We start from the raw sequence: 16,221 nt of genomic DNA, 5'->3' as shown, positions 1-16,221 counted from the left end.
GGCATGACACTGGTGACCTTCGAAGCCCTCTGCGTCGACGCCGTGGACGCCGCCGCGTCAGGGGAGTTCTGGGCGCGGACGCTGGGGCTGCGCCTGGAGATGCTGGACGGCGGCGGCGCGGTGCTGCGCGACCCGAGCCCTGAGCCGGTGCCGGGGCGGACCGTCTGGGTCAACGCCGTGCCCGAGGCGAAGACGGTGAAGCACCGCGTGCACCCCGACGTGCGTGCCCTGTCGCTCGACGCGTTCCCCGACCAGCCGCGCCTGACCGAGCCCGGCCAGTACCACTACACGACGCTGGCCGACCCCGAGGGCGGCGAGTTCTGCGTCTTCACCTACGACGAGGTGCCGGACTACCGGCTCAAGGACGTCGTCGTGGACTGCGCGGACTACCGGAAGGTCGCCGCGTTCTGGCAGGACCTGCTGGGCGGCACGCTGACGCAGGACGACGCCATGGACTACGCCTACCTCGACGAGGCCGCCGGCGTCCCGTTCGAGTCGTTCGACTTCGTCCCCGTGCCCGAGCCGAAGACGGTCAAGAACCGCTGGCACTGGGACGTCAGGCTGAACGACGGCGTCACCCTGGACGACCTCGTCGCGCGCGGCGCGCGGGTGCTGCGCCCGCAGGACGACCAGATCCGCTGGACCGTGATGGCCGACCCGGAGGGCAACGAGTTCTGCGCCTTCCCGCCCACGACGCTCGGGGGCTGATGCGGCGACCGTAGGCTGGTCCCATGCCGGGTGGGTCGAAGGGTTCGTTGAGCGCGCTGGGATCGATCGCGTCGCAGACGCGGCGCGAGATGATCCTCGACCGGCTGCGGCTGGCGATCAGCGCCGGGGACCTGCCCCCGGGGACCCACCTCGCCGAGGTCGACCTCAGCGAGACCCTCGGCGTCAGCCGGGGCACGCTGCGCGAGGCCCTGCGTCACCTGCAGCAGGAGGGCCTCGTCTCCGCGGACGCGCGCGGACGGCTGTCGGTCCGGGTCGTCTCCGAGCGCGAGGTCGACGACATCTTCGCGGTCCGCCGCGCGCTCGAGAGCCTGGCGCTCGAGCTCGTGTGCGAGCGCGACGACCACGGTTCCGCGGCGGTGCGGCTCGGCGAGGCGCTGGAGGCGATGCAGCGCACCGCGGGCGACTTCGCCGGCCAGATCGACGCCGACCTGGCGTTCCACGAGCTCCTGTGCGAGCTGAGCGGCAACGAGACCCTCGTCCACGGGTGGCGGTCCGTCTCCGGGCTCACCCGCGCGGCGATCACCGCGGCCGGCCCCGAGACGGCCCTGCACAACATGGCGTACGAGCGGCACGCGCCGCTCGTGGCCTTCGTCGCGGCCGGCGACGCGGCCGGGGGAGCGGACTTCCTCCGGACGCACATGCGAGACGCCGCCGGCCGCATCGTCGCGCGGATGCGCGACCACGCCGCCGTCTGACACCGGAGGACGCCGTGCCCGTCCGACGCCGCCGACACTGAACCTTCCGGCCTGACCAGCGACGACGTCGTCGCGGGTCCGCGAGGTCGTGCGGAGGGTCTTGACAACACTCGTCGCGGCGCTGCATGGTTCCTGTGTTCGACTGTTAACAGTAGAACACCACTCACCGACGAGGCTCCACATCAAGGGAGATGCGATGACATCGACGACGTCCGCGCCGGGTGACGGCACCCCGGTGCTCGGCACCCGCCACAAGACCCGTGTGGCGGTCGGCAGCGCCGTGGGCACGACCGTGGAGAACTACGACTTCATCGGGTACGGGACCGCCGCGGCCCTCTACTTCGGCGACGCGTTCTTCCCGGACAGCGACCCGACGACCGGCCTGCTCATGTCCTTCGCCACGCTCGGCATCGGCTTCGCGGCCCGGCCGATCGGCGGCATCGTCGGCGGCTACCTCGGTGACAAGATCGGCCGCCGGCCGGTGCTCGTCGGCTCCCTGCTCGTCATGGGCCTCGCCACCGTCGCCATCGGCCTGCTGCCCACCTACGCCACGGTCGGCGTCCTCGCGCCGATCCTGCTCGTCGCCGTGCGCGTCATCCAGGGTCTCGCCTTCGGGGCCGAGTGGGGCGGTGCGATCCTCATGTCGTACGAGCACGCCCCGTGGCGCCGCAAGGGCGCGTTCACCGCCATCCCGCAGGCGGGCTTCCCCCTCGGCCTGCTCCTGGCCAACATCGCCTTCCTCTCGAGCGCCGGGCTGCCCGGCGACTGGGCCTGGCGCGTGCCGTTCCTGCTGAGCTCCGTCCTCATCCTCGCCGGCCTGTACATCCGCCTCAAGGTCGAGGAGTCGCCCGAGTTCGAGGAGGCCAAGGACCAGGGCGCCCTCGCCAAGAACCCGCTGGCCACCGTGATCCGCGAGGACTGGCGCAACCTGCTGCGCGCCTTCGGCCTGCGCGTCGCCGAGACGGCCGGGTACGCCGTGTCGATCACGTACGTCACCTCCTACGTCGAGAACAACGGCCTCGCGACGCGCCCCCACACGATCCTCGCGATCGTCGTCGCCGCGCTGCTCGGGCTGCCCGCCACGCTCCTGTGGGGCCGCCTCACCGACCGGGTGGGCCGCAAGCCCGTCTACCTGTTCGGGACGACGCTCATGCTGCTGTTCGGCGTGCCGATGTTCCTCATGGTCAACACCGGCCAGCTCGGGATGGTCATCGCCGTCTTCGTCGTCGCGTTCGTCTTCTGCCACAACTCGCTCGCCGGCACCCAGGGTTCGTGGTTCTCCGAGCTCTTCTCCACCGCGACCCGCTCGTCCGGCGCGTCGCTCGCCTACCAGCTCGCGGCCGTCGTCTCCGGCTTCACCGCCTTCTGGGCCGTGTCGCTGTACGAGTCGTTCGGCTGGGGCGGCCCCGCGGTCCTGTTCATCGCCTACGGCGCGATCGGCCTGGTCGCCGCGCTCGCCACCCCCGAGACCTACGGGCCCGCCCGCCGGGCCGAGGCCGAGCGCGCCACCGCGGCGGCCCTGGCCGAGGAGGGGAGCACCGGCGGTCCCGCCGGCCGGCCCACCTCCTACGTCACGAGCGCCTGACCGGGCCCCCACCACCCATCCCCACGGAAGGACCACCATGAGCTACCAGACCGGAACCGGCCCCCGCACGGCCGTCGTCACGGGCGCGGCGTCGCGCCGCGGCATCGGCTTCGCCACGGCCCGCCGCTTCGCCGCCGAGGGCTGGGCCGTCGCCCTGCTCGACCTCGACGAGGCAGGCGCGAAGGCCGCGGCCGACGAGCTGGCGGCGGCCCACGGCGTGCCCGCGCTCGGCCTGGGCGTCGACGTCACCGACCAGGAGTCGGTGCGCGGCGCGGCCGCCGTCGTCGCCGCGTCCGACCTCCCGCCCGTCGGGGCGCTCGCGACCATCGCGGGCGTGGCGTCGCCGGTGCCGTTCCTCGAGGTGGACCTCGCGGAGTGGCGCCGCGTGGTCGACATCAACCTCACCGGCACCTTCCTCGCGTGCCAGGCGTTCCTCCCGGCCATGATCGACGGCGGCTACGGCCGGATCGTCACGATGTCGTCCGTGTCCGCCCAGCAGGGCGGCGGCGTCTTCTCCAAGACGCCGTACTCCGCCGCCAAGGCCGGCGTGCTGGGGCTGACCCGCTCCCTCGCCCGCGAGATGGCGCCCCACGGCATCACGGTCAACTCGATCAGCCCCGGCGTCGTCGACACGGACATCCGCGCCGGCGCGACCGACGCGGACAACGAGGCGCGCCTGGCCGCGTCCGTGCCGCTCGGCCGGCAGGCCACCCCGGAGGACGTCGCGGCCCTGATCGTCTTCCTGTCCAGCGAGGACGCCTCGTACCTCACCGGCACCACCCAGAACATCAACGGCGGCTCGTACATCGCCTGACGGCGGCGACGAGCGGACGGAGAACCCATGAGCACTACCGCAGCCCCCGCGACCGCGCGGCGGATCGGCATCTCGACCATCACCTTCCGGTTCCGGCCCTACGAGGAGGCGGTCCGCCTCATCGCCGCCACCGGTGCCACCGAGGTGGACCTCGGCGCGCTGCCCGGCGTCTGCGACCACGTCCCTGTGCCCTTCACCGGGGACCCGGCGGACCACGTGGCCGTGCTCGACCGGCACGGCCTGCGCGCCGGCGCGGTGAACGGCGACGTCGGCCCGCTCAACGACCCGGCGCTCGACCCGGAGACCCTCGCCGCGACGGCCCTGCCGCTGGTCCGGCTCGCGGCCGCGGCGGGCGGGGCGCTCATCCTCCCGGCCGGTGGCCAGTCCTGGGACCCGTACACCGACGAGGACACCGACCTGCGGCGGATCGCCGAGAACCTCCGCCGGGTGGGGGCCCTGTGCGCCGAGCACGGCGTCCGGCTGATGGTCGAGGTGCTCCACCACCGCCGGTTCGCGTGGTCCGTCGCGCGTGCCGACCGTGTCCTCGACCTGCTCGGTCCGGACGTCGTCGGGCTGCTGCTCGACACGTCGCACGTCGTCGCCTCGGACGAGGACGTCGTCGCGTGGGCCACGAGGCACGCCTCCCGCGTCGAGCGGGTGCACCTGCGCGACGCCGTGCCCGGGAACCTCAACCTCGGCATCGGTCGCGGGCGGGTCGACTTCGACGGCGTGATGACCGCCCTCGAGGAGGGCGGCTTCACCGGCACCTATGTGCTGGAGCTGGAGACGCACGACGTCGCCGAGGAGGACCGCGAGGCGGACGCCCAGCGGTCCTTCGACGAGATGGCGGCGCTGCTGGGCGAGGTGCAGGCCCGATGACGCGCATCTTCGACGACCCCGCCGAGTTCGCCGCCGACGCCGTCGCCGGCTTCGCCGACCTGCACGCCGGCCTGGTCCGCGCCGTCCCCGGCGGGGTCGTGCGCCGGTCCCGGCCTCCCGGTGGCAAGGTCGCCGTGGTCGTCGGGGGCGGGTCGGGCCACTACCCGGCGTTCATGGGCCTGGTCGGCCCGGGCTTCGCCGACGGCGCCGTCGTCGGGAACATCTTCACCTCGCCGTCGACCGCCCAGGCGTACTCCGTGGGCCGCCTCGCGCAGAGCGGCCGCGGCGTCGTCTTCACGTACGGCAACTACGCGGGCGACGTCATGAACTTCGGCCTCGCGGGCGAGCGCCTCGAGGCCGACGGCATCCCCGCCCGCCAGGTCGTCGTCACCGACGACGTCGCGTCCGCGGACGCGTCGGAGGGGCACCGGCGCCGCGGTATCGCGGGCGACTTCGTCGTCTTCAAGGCCCTGGCCGCCGCGGCGGAGCGCGGGCTCGACCTCGACGGCGTCGTCCGCGCGGGGGAGAAGGCGAACGCGCGCACCTTCACGATCGGGCTGGCGTTCTCGGGCTGCACGTTCCCCGGAGCCGACACCCCGCACTTCACCGTCCCGGACGGGGCCATGGGCCTCGGCCTGGGCATCCACGGCGAGCCCGGCCTCAAGGACGTCCCCACCATGCCCGCGCCCGCGATGGCGCGCCTGCTCGTCGACCGTCTCCTGGCGGAGCGGCCCGCGGGCGCCGACGGCCGGGCCGCGGTGATCCTCAACGGCCTGGGCTCGACCAAGCACGAGGAGCTCTTCGTGCTGTGGGCGCACGTCGCGCCGCTGCTGCGCGAGGCAGGACTGACGCTCGTCGCCCCCGAGGTGGGCGAGCTCGTCACGAGCCTCGACATGGGCGGGGTGTCGCTGACCGTCACCTGGCTGGACGACGAGCTCGAGGAGCTGTGGCTGGACCCGGCGACCACGCCCGCGTGGCGTCGCGGCGACACCACCGGGGGCGACGACACCGACGTCGACCAGGAGCTGGCGGACCTGACGGCCGAGGCCGTCCCCGTCGAGGGCGACGCCGCGTCGCGCGAGGCCGCGGCGCTGGTCGTCGCCGGGCTCGCCGCGGCCACCGCGGCCGTGCACGAGGCCGAGCAGGAGCTCGGCCGGATGGACGCGGTCGCCGGGGACGGCGACCACGGCCGGGGCATGGTGCGCGGCCTCGACCACGGGCTCGCCGCCGCGCGGCAGGCCGCCGACGCGGGCTGGGGGGTCCAGGGCGTCCTGACCGCGGCGGGCGACGCCTGGGCCGAGCACGCCGGCGGGACGTCGGGAGTCCTGTGGGGCGCGGGGCTGCGCGCCGCCGGGGCGCGGCTGGGCAACGCCGGCACCCCGGCCGCGGCGGACGTCGCGGCCGCGTGCCGCGCGTACCTCGACGCCCTGGGCGACCTCGGCAAGGCCAGCCTCGGGGACAAGACGCTCCTGGACGCCGCGGGGCCGTTCGTCGACGTGCTCGAGCGGGCGACCGCCGAGGGTGCGTCCGGCGGGCTGGGCGACGCGTGGCGCGCGGCCGCCGACGTCGCGGACCGTGCGGCCGTCGCGACCGCCGACCTGGTCCCGCAGGTGGGCCGTGCCCGCCCGCTGGCCGCGCGCTCGGTCGGGACCCCCGACCCGGGCGCCGTCTCGTTCGCCCTGTGCGTGGCGGCGGCCGTGCCCGCCGCCCGCCACTGACCCCTACGACGGAAGGACACGACCCATGGGATGGCGCATCGTCGTCGGCTCCGACTCTGCCGGCTTCGAGTACAAGGAGGCGCTGCGCGCGCAGCTCGACGCGGACCCCCGCGTCGACGCGGTGATCGACGTCGGCGTCGGGGCCGCGGAGGACACCGACTACCCGCACATCGGGGTGGCCGCCGGGCGGGCGGTCGCGGACGGCAGCGCGGACCGTGCCCTGCTCGTGTGCGGCACCGGGATCGGCGTGGCGATGGCCGCGAACACGGTCCCGGGGGTGCGCGCGTCCGTGGCGCACGACGCGTTCTCGGTGGAGCGGCTCGTGAAGTCGAACAACGCCCAGGTGCTCACCCTCGGGCAGCGCGTCATCGGGCTGGAGCTCGCGCGCACGCTCGTCGGGCAGTGGCTGGACCACACGTTCGACGAGGCGTCCCCGTCGGCGCAGAAGGTCGCGGCCCTCGAGGCCTACGACCTCGCGTCGCCCGACCGGGTGGCCGGCACGGCCTGCTGAGCCGTGCGAGCGGGGCGGCGCACGCCGCCCCGCCCCGGCGGTCAGGCCGCGCGGGCGGCGAGGGCCGTCAGCACGCGGTCCACGCTGGAGCGGATGCCCCACCGCTCGGCGAGGGCGTCCAGGGCCTCGGGGTCGCGCGGGGCGGCCGGCAGCGCGTCGTCGACCTCGCCGACGGGGGCGTCGTGCGCGACCTGCACCACGGTGGGCGCGACGTCGAGGTAGGCCGCGGCGTCGAGCAGCTTCTGCCGCTGGGTGGGCGTGAGTCCCTTCGCGCCCGACTCGGCGGCCGCGCGCAGGCCGGCCAGGTCGCCGAACGTGGCGAGCAGCTTGGCGGCCGTCTTCTCGCCGATACCGGGCACGCCGGGCAGACCGTCGGACGGGTCGCCGCGCAGGGTCGCCATGTCGGCGTACGCCTGGCCGCTCGACACGCCGTACTTCTCGGCCAGCCTCGCCTGGTCCACGACGTCGGGGTCGCGCACGCCGCGCGCCGGGTACAGCACCCGCACACCGGCGGCGTCGTCGACCAGCTGGAACAGGTCGCGGTCACCCGTGACGATGTCGACGCTGGCGGGCATCACCATCCCGACCGCACCGGCCACGGGGAGCGCGGTCGCCGCGCTGCGGGCCACCTCGCGCGTGACGAGGGTGCCGATGACGTCGTCCGCCTCGAAGCCGGGCGCGCCGACGCGGGCGATGCCGAGCGCCGCCAGCACGTCGACGATCACGGGCACCTGCGGCGTGAGCGCGTCGGGCACGTCCTCGACGTCGGGCTCGTCGCCGGGCGTGAGGGCCGCGACCCGGTGCTGCTTGTACGACCCGATCGCCTCGACCCGGAACGCCGGCCGCCAGTCCTCGTCCCAGCACGCCACCAGCCGGTCGGGCCGGTGCTCCGTGACGAGGAACGCGATCATGTCCAGCAGGCCGCGCACCGCGTTGACCGGCTTGCCGTCGGGGGAGCGCAGCGAGTCGGGCAGGCCGTAGAAGGCGCGGAAGTACAGGCTCGCCGAGTCCAGCAGCATGAGGCTCACCGGGTCAGCGTGCCACAGCCCTTCGCGGAATCTCGGATCGGTGGCGCCCCGTGTCAGAGCCCGACGGAGTCGGCCCCGTGCGCGGCCTGGTCCTGGGAGAAACCCTCGAACTCGAGCTGCTCGATGAGCCCGGCACGCGAGAAGGACGTGAAGTCCAGGTACTCCTCGGCCTTCTTCGCAGCCTGATCCTTCCAGTCGACGTCGATGTGCTTGACGGCGTACTTCGCGTCCGACGTGGAGAACCCCTCGTACTCGAGCTGCTCGATCAGTCCGGACTTCGAGAAGGCGGTGAACCCGAGGTACTCCTCCGCCTTGGTGACGGCATTCGCCTGAGAGACGGATCGCTCGGGCTTCGGCGGGTCCTCCGCAGCGGTCTCCTCCGGGGCTGCTTCCTCAGCAGGTTCGTCGACTGCTTCCTCGGCTGGTTCGTCGGCCGCTTCCTCGAGGGACTCGTCCTCGACGTCCTCCGGAGGGGGAGTCGCCGTGACCGTGGCGGTGACCGTCGCCGTCACGGTGACCTCTGGCGCCGGCTCGGCGGCGCGGGACGCATCGTCGTCCGGCGATGCTGCGCACCCGGCGAGCATGGTCGCGGCGACGCCGAGTGCGAGCAGCGACGTGATCGAGTTCTTCATGAGGCCTCCGGTGCTCCTGGCAACTCATCGGACCACGGGAGGGACGGTGAGCGGGAGTCGCTGCCAGGGTGAAAGGAGGGTGAACCCGTCCCCGGGCGCAGCCGTCCTTAGGCTCCTGCGCCACCGCGACGCGTCAGATCAGCCGGCCGACCAGGACACCGAGGCCGATGCCGACGACGACGGCGACGAGCGTGAGCGCCATCGTGCCGAGCGCGTTGGCGACGGCGAGGCGGGTGCGGCCGGAGCGGGCGAGGCGCACGGTCTCGACCATCGCCGTGGAGAAGGTGGTGTAGCCGCCGCAGAACCCGGTCGCGACGCCGAGGCGCCACGGTTCGAGGTGCGCGGGGTCGCCGGCGCCGAGCAGCACGCCCGTGACGAGGCCGATGAGCAGCGAGCCCGACACGTTCACCACCACCGTGGCCCACGGGAAGGCGGCGTGGGGGGTCCGGGTCCGCACCGCGCCGTCGACGACGAACCGGGCGGCGGCCCCCAGGCCGCCGGCGACGGCGACGAGGAGCAGCGCGACGGCGGCGGTCATGCCGCCCTCCGGCGGGAGCCGAGCAGGACGCCCGCGAGGCAGGCCAGGTACCCGAGGACGAGCGTGCCGCCCGCGTAGGCGAGCGCCTGGCCCGGCGACCCGGCGGCCAGGAGGCGCTCCGTCTCGAGCGCGAGCGACGAGAACGTGGTGAACCCGCCCAGCACGCCCGTGCCGACCGCCAGCCGCACCCGCTGCACGGTCGGCGTCTCCGGCCCCCGCGCGGCCAGGGACTCGAGCAGCCAGCCCAGCACGAACGCGCCGAGCACGTTGGCGGCGAACGTCGCGACGGGCCACCCGTCCACGGCGGGCCACGCCTGCGTCAGGCCGTACCGGGCCGCGGTGCCGACGGCGCCGCCGGCCGCGACCAGCGCGACCAGGCCGGGCCGGCGGTGCGCCGGCCGGTTCCGCGCCTGACGCACGCGCGCGGGCGGGCCGCCCGCCGTCACGCGGCGCCCGCGGGCACGTCGGGCAGCACCACGACCGGCCGCGGCTGGTCGTGGATCAGGTGGCCCGCGACGGTGCCGCCGACGAGGTGCGTGGCCCACCCGCGCACGCCCGCGCGCCGGGCGCCCACGACGATCAGGACGGCGTCGTGCACGTCGGCCAGGCGGGCGAGCTCCGCGGCAGGGTCGCCGGCGGTGCGCTCCAGCCGCCAGGCCACCGGGCTGTCGCGCAGCGCGCCGGCGACGGCGGCACGGGCGCCGGCCTCGTCCTCGGGGCGCGGGTCGCCGCCCGCGTCCGGGTCGACCGGCACGACGCCCCCCGACCCCGCGCGCACGGCGCCCTCGTCGACCACGACGCACACCAGGTCCGTGCCGAGCCGGGCTGCCAGGTCCGCCGCCCGCCGGGGCACGTCGGGGCGGTGGTCGTGCGGCACACCTACCAGGACCGGACCCGCCATGCCGCCATGCTAGGCGGGGCGTGCTCGCTCGGGCGCGGTCAGGCGTGGTCAGGTGTGGTCGGGCGCGGTCAGGCCCGGTCCGTGAGGGGCACGCCGTCGTCGTCCAGCCGCACCTGGTCGTCGGAACGCACGCCCAGCAGCTGTGCCACGGGGGTGCCGGAGAACCCGTAGACGATCGCGGTGAGCAGCACGACGCCGAAGATCACCGGGACCAGCTCGGGGAACGGCTCCCCGGCCTCGTCGAACCGGAGCGCGAAGACCGACGCCGTGGACGCGGCCACGATGCCGCGAGGCGCCATCCAGGCGATCATCGCGCGGTCCGACCAGCGCAGTCCCGTCCGCCAGGTCGAGACGACCGCGACCACGGGCCGGAGCACCACCACCAGCACGGCGACGATCGCGAGCGTGGGCAGGGCGTACCGGGCCAGCGCCACCAGGTCGACGCGGGCCGACAGCACGATGAACAGCACGCCGATGAGGAGCAGGCCGATGTGCGTGCCGAACTCGTGCAGGGGCTCGGTGCGCGCCACCCGTTGGTTCGCCAGGACGGCGCCGAGCGCGGTCGTGGCGAACAGCCCCGCCTCGTCGTGCAGGCCCTCGGCGAGCGCATAGGCCCCGAGGGCGAACGCGAAGGCGAGCACCACCTCGGTCTCCTTCGGCACCCGCCCGAACCGGATGAGCAGCACGAGGAGGGCCGCGGCCACGACACCGACGAGCAGGCCCCAGCCGCCGGTCTTGAGCAGGCTGACGGGCTCGGCGTGCAGCACCACGTTCGCCACCGCGAGCGCCACGGTGGCGCCGATGGGGTCGATGAAGATGCCCTCGAAGGCGAGCACCGACTCCACGGGCTGGCGGGGCCGGATGATCGCGAGCAGCGGCCCCACGACGGTCGGCCCGGACACGATGAGGATGGCGCCGATGACGGCGGCACGCCCCCACGTCAGGTCGAGGAACAGGTAGGTGATGGCCGTGGCGCCGAGCCCGGTGACGAGGGCGCCGGTGGTCACGAGGCCGAGCACGGGGCGGCGCGCGCCGCCGCGCAGACGCCCGAAGTCCAGCTTGAGCGACTCCTCGAAGAGGAGCAGGCCGACGGCCATCGACACCAGCGGGAAGAGCGCGTTGCCGAACAGCTCGTCGGGGTCGAGCCAGCCGAGGACGGGCCCGACGAGGAGGCCGAGCACGAGCAGCAGCAGGATGGACGGCACGCGCAGCGAGCGGGCCGCGACCTGCCCGGCCACGCCCAGGGCGACGACGAGCGCGATACCACCGACGAGATCCATGCTCACTCCTCCGCGCCGTCGCGGCGCCTGGCCTCCGCCTCCCGGGCGGCGCGCTCGCCGGCCTCGAGGTTGCGGCGTCGTCGTGACGACCACGGTCCGATACCCCCGGCGGGGCGGTCGCCGGCGGACCGGCCGGCCGCGGCCTCCGGGTCGTGCAGCAGCTGCGACTCGACGAGCTCGTGCCGCTGCAGGTAGGTGTTCCCGAGGGCCTGCACGGTCGCGAGGATCGGCAGGGCCAGGAAGGCGCCGAGCGCGCCGAAGACCGCGCCGAAGGCGAGGACGCCGACGAACGACACGGCCGGGTTCATCTCCAGGGCCCGGGCGCTGACCCGCGGGGAGAAGATCAGGTTCTCCACCTGCTGGTAGGCGACGATGAAGACCAGGACGGCGATCGCCTGCGGCAGGCCCTGCGCCGCCAGCGCGACGGCCACCGGCAGCGCCCCGCCGATGTACGTGCCGATGGTGGGCACGAACTGCGAGACGACACCGGTGAACACCGCCAGCGGCAGCGCGTACGGGGTGCCCACGATCAGCAGGAACGCGAACGTGAACACGCTCGACAGCGCGGCGAGGACGACGCGGGAGCTGATGAAGTCGGAGACCTTCACCTGCGTGATCTCCCAGAGCGTCAGCACCTCCTGCTGCCGGTCGGGCCGCAGCCACGCGCAGATCGCCGCGCGGAACTTCGGGCCCGCCGCCATGAGGTAGTACGTGATGAGCAGGATCGTCGTGATCGCGAACAGGACCCCCACGATCGACGCGCCCACGCTGATCGCCCCGGTGGCGACGTCCTGCCCCCACTGGTCGAGGGCCTGCGCGACGAGGTCGTCGGAGTCGGGCACGGTGACGCCCCAGCGCGCCTCGATGCCCTCCTGGATGGACGTGTAGAGCTCGGGCAGCGAGGCGACCAGCTGGACCAGCTGCTGCACGAAGAGGTTGCCGAACAGGGCGAACACCCCGAGGACGACGACGATCGCCCCGCCGAGCGAGACGCCCGCGGCCGCGCCGCGGCGCCACCCGTGGCGCACCAGCCACACGACGACCGGTTCGAGCGCGAGCGCGACGAAGAAGGAGATGAGCACGTTGACGGCCAGCCCGCCGAGCTGCCCGAACGCGTAGGACAGGAACGTGGCCACGAAGACGGCCACCACGACCATGACGAGCGCCCGCGGCAGCCACCGTGGCGGGTTCTTGCTGTCGTGCTGGACCGGGCGGCGGGAGTCGTCGACGTCGTCGGCAGGACCGTCGAGCGCGGGCGCGGGCGTCCCGGTGCGGGGCACGCCCTCGGGGTCCGGGGCGTCCGTGGTCATGCGGGAAACGTAGCCCAGCAGCGCCGCGGGGGCGCGCCGAGGCGCAGGTCAGAGGGCGGGCAGCCGGTCGGCGAGGCCGAACCGCGGGAACCAGGTGGCGGTGTCGAGGAAGGTGGTGATCCCGGTGATCCGGCCGCTGCCGTCGTCCTCCAGCACGGCCAGCCCCCACGGCGACCAGCCGCCGGTCGGGTCACGCCGGTACTGCCCGTACGCCATGGACCCGTTGGCCTGCACGGGCACGCAGCGCGACCCCTCGCAGCCGGCGCCGGGCCCGGTCATCCAGCGGATCACCTCGGAGCGCCCGTGCACCCACATCGTGTACGGCGGCATGTTCAGCACGGCGTCCTCGTGCAGCAGCGCCACCAGGGCGTCCATGTCGTAGCGCTCGAAGGCGTCCAGGTACCGCTCGAGGAGGTCCTCGTCGATCGCGTCCCACTGCGGCTCCGGGGCGTCGGCGCCGTCGTCGCCCGCGCGCCGCAGGCCCTTGCTGCCGAGGGTGGCGCGGGCGCGCTGGAGCGCGCTGTTCACGGACGCGACGGTCGTGTCGAGGAGGGCGGCGACCTCGGCGGCGGACCAGCGCAGCACCTCGCGCAGCACCAGCACGGCGCGCTGCCGGGCCGGCAGGTGCTGCAGCGCGGCCACGAACGCCAGGCGGATCGACTCGCGGCCCACGGCAACGTCGGCCGGGTCGCCCTCGAGCGGCAGCACCGCGTCGTCGGGGACGGGCTCGAGCCACCGGTCCTCGGCCAGCACGTCGCCGAAGTACTGCTCCTCCGCGGGCTGCGGGCCGCCCAGCCCCATCGGGCGCTCGCGCCGCTTGGACGACCCGAGGTGGTCGAAGCACACGTTCGTCGCGATGCGGTACAGCCACGACCGCAGCGACGACCGGCCCTCGAACCGGTCGTAGGAGCGCCAGGCGCGCAGCAGCGTCTCCTGCACCGCGTCGTCGGCCTCGAACGCGCCGCCGAGCATGCGGTAGCAGTAGCCCGTGAGCTCGCGGCGGTACGGCTCCAGCAGCGCGCCGACGTCCTCGCCGTCGCCGTCGGACGTGGCCGTGGTCGCGGGGGAGGCGCCGGCCGCCGTCGCCCGGGGTCGGGGCGGTGCGGCGGAGCGCTGGGCGGTGTGTGTCACGTCTCACACCGTACGACGTACCGCCGACACCCGGGAGGGGTGTCGCCCGGGGCGACGGCGCCGTCTCAGCGGCGGTCGTCGCGCAGCACGCGCTCGACCAGGGGGACGGCGCCCGTGGCGGGCGTCGGGGGCCGCACGCGCGACACCGTGCCGGTGAGCGGACGGGCCTCGCGGTCGATCTCGAACCAGACGGTCTTGCCCTCCACGACGCCGGAGTGGCGCCCGACGGCGTCGGAGCCGTCGTGCAGCCGGACGCCCCACCGGGAGGCGAGGCGGTCCAGGAAGAGGACGCCCCGGCCCGACAGGTCCTGGGGCCGGGGGGACTGCAGCTCCGGCTCCGCCGTGCTGCCGTCCCGCACGCCCACGCGCAGGCGGCGGCCGTCCACCTCGACGGTCGCCGTGATGGGTCCCTCGCCGTGCTCCAGCGCGTTGGTGAGCACCTCGCTGGTCAGCAGCATCGCGGTGCGCCGCTGCTCGTCCGACACGTCGCACGACTCGAGCACGTCGTCCACCCACCGGCGGGCCGGGCCGAGGTCGCTCAGGTCGTCGTCGGCCACCCTCCGCTCCGCCTTCGCGGGGCCGGCCGACGACGGCGGGCCGGACGGCGCGGGCACGCGCACGCGCAGCGCCAGCACGGCGACGTCGTCGCGCTGCGCGTCGCCCACGAGACCGCGGACCAGCGCGCGGGGGACGGCGGACGTGGCCTCCCCGTGCGCGGAGCGCAGCACGGCCTCCAGGTCCGAGAGCCGCTCGTCGCTCGGCACGCCGCGGCGCTCGACCAGCCCGTCCGTGTACAGCACGAGCGTGTCGCCGGGCAGGAGGCGGGCGGTGCGGTCCACGCGCGGCGTCGTGGGCACCACGCCCAGCAGCAGGTCGGGGGTCTCCGAGAGCCGTTCGACCCGGCCGTCGCGGCGCAGCACCATCGGCGGCGGGTGCCCGGCCACCGACCACGTGAGCGTGTAGGCGCGCTCGGGCGGCGCGGCCGCCGGGGCGCCCTTCGGCACGTCCTGCGGGCACGGCGCCGGGTCGCGGTCCAGGCGCGCGACGACGGCGGTCGCCATCGCCCGCGGGCCCAGGCGGGCGTTCGCCCTGTCGAGGCGGGTCAGCAGGCCGGCCGGCGACTCGTCGTGGCTCCAGGCCAGCGCGCGCAGCATGGAGCGCAGCTGGCCCATCTGCGCCGCGGCGTGCACGTCGTGGCCCGCGACGTCCCCGATCATGACGATCGCGGTGCCGTCGTCGCGCACCACCGCGTCGTACCAGTCGCCGCCCACCTGGTCGGTGCGCGCCGCGGGGGAGTAGGTGGTCGCGATGTCGAGGTGCGCCACCGTGGGCGGCGCGGTGAGCATCGACTCCTGCAGCGTGGTCGCGACGCGCCGCCGCGCCTCCAGCAGGGCCACCCGCTCGAGGGCGAGCGCCACGTAGCGGCTGATCGTGGACTCGAGCGCCGCCGTGTCGGCGTCGTGCTCGCGCGCCTGGTCCCACACGCAGGCGATGACGCCCACGACCATGCCGTTGGACATGACCGGCAGGAACGACCGGGCGCCTGCCGACACGGACCCCACGGGGCCCATCTCCGGGTAGGTGGCGACCATCTCCGCGTGGTCGCGGAACCGCAGGGGCGCGCGGCTGCGCACGACGTGCGTGTCGGGCCGCAGCGCGTCCAGACGGGTGCTGCGCAGCGCCGCCTCGCCGGGGTGGTGGTGCCCGACGGTGAAGAACGACAGGTGCCGCCGGTCGGCGTCCACGAGCGCCAGCGACACCCAGCGGGCGCCCGTGCCGGTGCCGATGACGTGCGCGATGGCGTCCTCGACCTCGTCCAGGGTGGTGACCCGCGCGAACCGCTCCGACAGCCCCAGCAGGAACCGCGAGCGCCGGTGCGCACGGAATGCGACCTGCTCGGCCAGCCGCGCCCGCTCCCGCTCCGCGCGCAGCCGCAGCTCGCCCGACGCCGCGGCGGACAGGTCCGCGAGGGTCGCGAGGTCCGTCTCGGTCCAGGTGCGCGGCACGGACGACACGGCCCACAGCGCGCCCACGACGTGACCCCGCGCGTCCTCGATCGGGTAGCCCGCGTACGCGGCGAGCACCAGGTCGCCGATCGTGTGCCGCCCCGCCACGCGCGCGTCGGCGTCGGCGTCACCCACGACCAGGGGGGTGCGGGTGCGCGCGACCATCGCCGTCAGCGGCCGGGGGAGCTCGAGGCGGCGGCTGCGCTGCGCGTGGTCGGGGAAGCCGACGGCACCGGGCAGGGTCTTGACGTCGCCCTCGTCGGTCAGCATGACGACGGCGGCCGCGGGCACGCCGAGCTGCCGGTGCACGAGCCGCGCGATGCGGTCGAACACCTCGTCTGCGACGGGCTCACCGGGGTCCGGCCCGGGCGGCGGCCCGGGCACGCGCTCGGACGCGGGACCGGGCACCGGACCGGGCGACGGGCCGGACAGGGAGCCGACAGCCTGGGCTTCCGGCACGCGCC

At 75.0% G+C, this 16,221-nt stretch carries 16 protein-coding genes; 7 read left to right on the top strand and 9 right to left on the bottom strand.

Annotated elements, in window-relative coordinates; genetic code table 11:
- The first annotated feature begins 3 nt into the window (after positions 1-3).
- From ACH436_RS13050 to ACH436_RS13020, 7 genes are all read left to right on the top strand, one after another.
- Positions 4-708 carry a VOC family protein gene (locus ACH436_RS13050; RefSeq protein ID WP_430560620.1) on the top strand — a complete coding sequence of 235 codons (705 nt, stop codon included), beginning with the start codon at positions 4-6 and terminating at the stop codon, positions 706-708.
- Between the two features lie 23 nt (positions 709-731).
- Complete coding sequence (locus ACH436_RS13045; protein WP_430560619.1) at positions 732-1,424, top strand: GntR family transcriptional regulator; 693 nt, start codon at positions 732-734, stop codon at positions 1,422-1,424.
- A 196-nt stretch (positions 1,425-1,620) separates the two neighbouring features.
- Positions 1,621-3,009 carry an MFS transporter gene (locus ACH436_RS13040; protein WP_430560618.1) on the top strand — a complete coding sequence of 463 codons (1,389 nt, stop codon included), beginning with the start codon at positions 1,621-1,623 and terminating at the stop codon, positions 3,007-3,009.
- Positions 3,010-3,046: 37 nt separating this feature from the next.
- The gene (locus ACH436_RS13035; protein WP_430560617.1) at positions 3,047-3,823 is read left to right on the top strand and encodes an SDR family NAD(P)-dependent oxidoreductase; all 777 of its coding nucleotides are present in this window, start codon (positions 3,047-3,049) and stop codon (positions 3,821-3,823) included.
- 27 nt (positions 3,824-3,850) lie between these two features.
- Positions 3,851-4,702, top strand: a complete 852-nt coding sequence (locus tag ACH436_RS13030; RefSeq protein ID WP_430560616.1) for a sugar phosphate isomerase/epimerase family protein — start codon at positions 3,851-3,853, stop codon at positions 4,700-4,702.
- Positions 4,699-6,420 carry a dihydroxyacetone kinase family protein gene (locus tag ACH436_RS13025; RefSeq protein ID WP_430560615.1) on the top strand — a complete coding sequence of 574 codons (1,722 nt, stop codon included), beginning with the start codon at positions 4,699-4,701 and terminating at the stop codon, positions 6,418-6,420. Before ACH436_RS13030 ends, ACH436_RS13025 begins: the two co-directional genes overlap by 4 nt.
- Before the next feature lie 25 nt (positions 6,421-6,445).
- Positions 6,446-6,931 carry a ribose-5-phosphate isomerase gene (locus tag ACH436_RS13020; RefSeq protein ID WP_430560614.1) on the top strand — a complete coding sequence of 162 codons (486 nt, stop codon included), beginning with the start codon at positions 6,446-6,448 and terminating at the stop codon, positions 6,929-6,931.
- Positions 6,932-6,972: 41 nt separating this feature from the next.
- Here the strand turns inward: ACH436_RS13020 and ACH436_RS13015 are convergent, their stop codons facing one another.
- From ACH436_RS13015 to ACH436_RS12975, 9 genes are all read right to left on the bottom strand, one after another.
- Positions 6,973-7,950 carry a 5'-3' exonuclease H3TH domain-containing protein gene (locus ACH436_RS13015; RefSeq protein ID WP_430561020.1) on the bottom strand — a complete coding sequence of 326 codons (978 nt, stop codon included), beginning with the start codon at positions 7,948-7,950 and terminating at the stop codon, positions 6,973-6,975.
- Positions 7,951-8,012: 62 nt separating this feature from the next.
- The gene (locus ACH436_RS13010; RefSeq protein WP_430560613.1) at positions 8,013-8,591 is read right to left on the bottom strand and encodes an Ltp family lipoprotein; all 579 of its coding nucleotides are present in this window, start codon (positions 8,589-8,591) and stop codon (positions 8,013-8,015) included.
- A gap of 133 nt (positions 8,592-8,724) precedes the next feature.
- Positions 8,725-9,129, bottom strand: a complete 405-nt coding sequence (locus ACH436_RS13005) for a fluoride efflux transporter FluC (RefSeq protein WP_430560612.1) — start codon at positions 9,127-9,129, stop codon at positions 8,725-8,727.
- Positions 9,126-9,548, bottom strand: a complete 423-nt coding sequence (locus ACH436_RS13000) for a fluoride efflux transporter FluC (RefSeq protein ID WP_430560611.1) — start codon at positions 9,546-9,548, stop codon at positions 9,126-9,128. The genes ACH436_RS13005 and ACH436_RS13000 overlap by 4 nt, the downstream gene beginning before the upstream one ends.
- 23 nt (positions 9,549-9,571) lie before the next feature.
- The gene (locus tag ACH436_RS12995; RefSeq protein WP_430560610.1) at positions 9,572-10,030 is read right to left on the bottom strand and encodes a universal stress protein; all 459 of its coding nucleotides are present in this window, start codon (positions 10,028-10,030) and stop codon (positions 9,572-9,574) included.
- Positions 10,031-10,098: 68 nt separating this feature from the next.
- Positions 10,099-11,310 (bottom strand): cation:proton antiporter, encoded by a 1,212-nt coding sequence (locus ACH436_RS12990; protein WP_430560609.1) that lies wholly within the window; start codon positions 11,308-11,310, stop codon positions 10,099-10,101.
- Between the two features lie 2 nt (positions 11,311-11,312).
- The gene (locus ACH436_RS12985) at positions 11,313-12,620 is read right to left on the bottom strand and encodes an AI-2E family transporter (protein WP_430560608.1); all 1,308 of its coding nucleotides are present in this window, start codon (positions 12,618-12,620) and stop codon (positions 11,313-11,315) included.
- Positions 12,621-12,668: 48 nt separating this feature from the next.
- The gene (locus ACH436_RS12980) at positions 12,669-13,751 is read right to left on the bottom strand and encodes a sigma-70 family RNA polymerase sigma factor (protein ID WP_430560607.1); all 1,083 of its coding nucleotides are present in this window, start codon (positions 13,749-13,751) and stop codon (positions 12,669-12,671) included.
- A gap of 65 nt (positions 13,752-13,816) precedes the next feature.
- On the bottom strand, positions 13,817-16,216 hold the full coding sequence (locus ACH436_RS12975; RefSeq protein ID WP_430560606.1) for a SpoIIE family protein phosphatase: 2,400 nt from the start codon (positions 16,214-16,216) through the stop codon (positions 13,817-13,819).
- Positions 16,217-16,221: the final 5 nt, after the last annotated feature.

Source organism: Isoptericola sp. NPDC019693, assembly GCF_044389085.1.
Classification (GTDB): domain Bacteria; phylum Actinomycetota; class Actinomycetes; order Actinomycetales; family Cellulomonadaceae; genus Isoptericola.
Note: the sequence above shows the minus strand (reverse complement) of the source record. Positions and strands in the feature narration are given on the sequence as shown.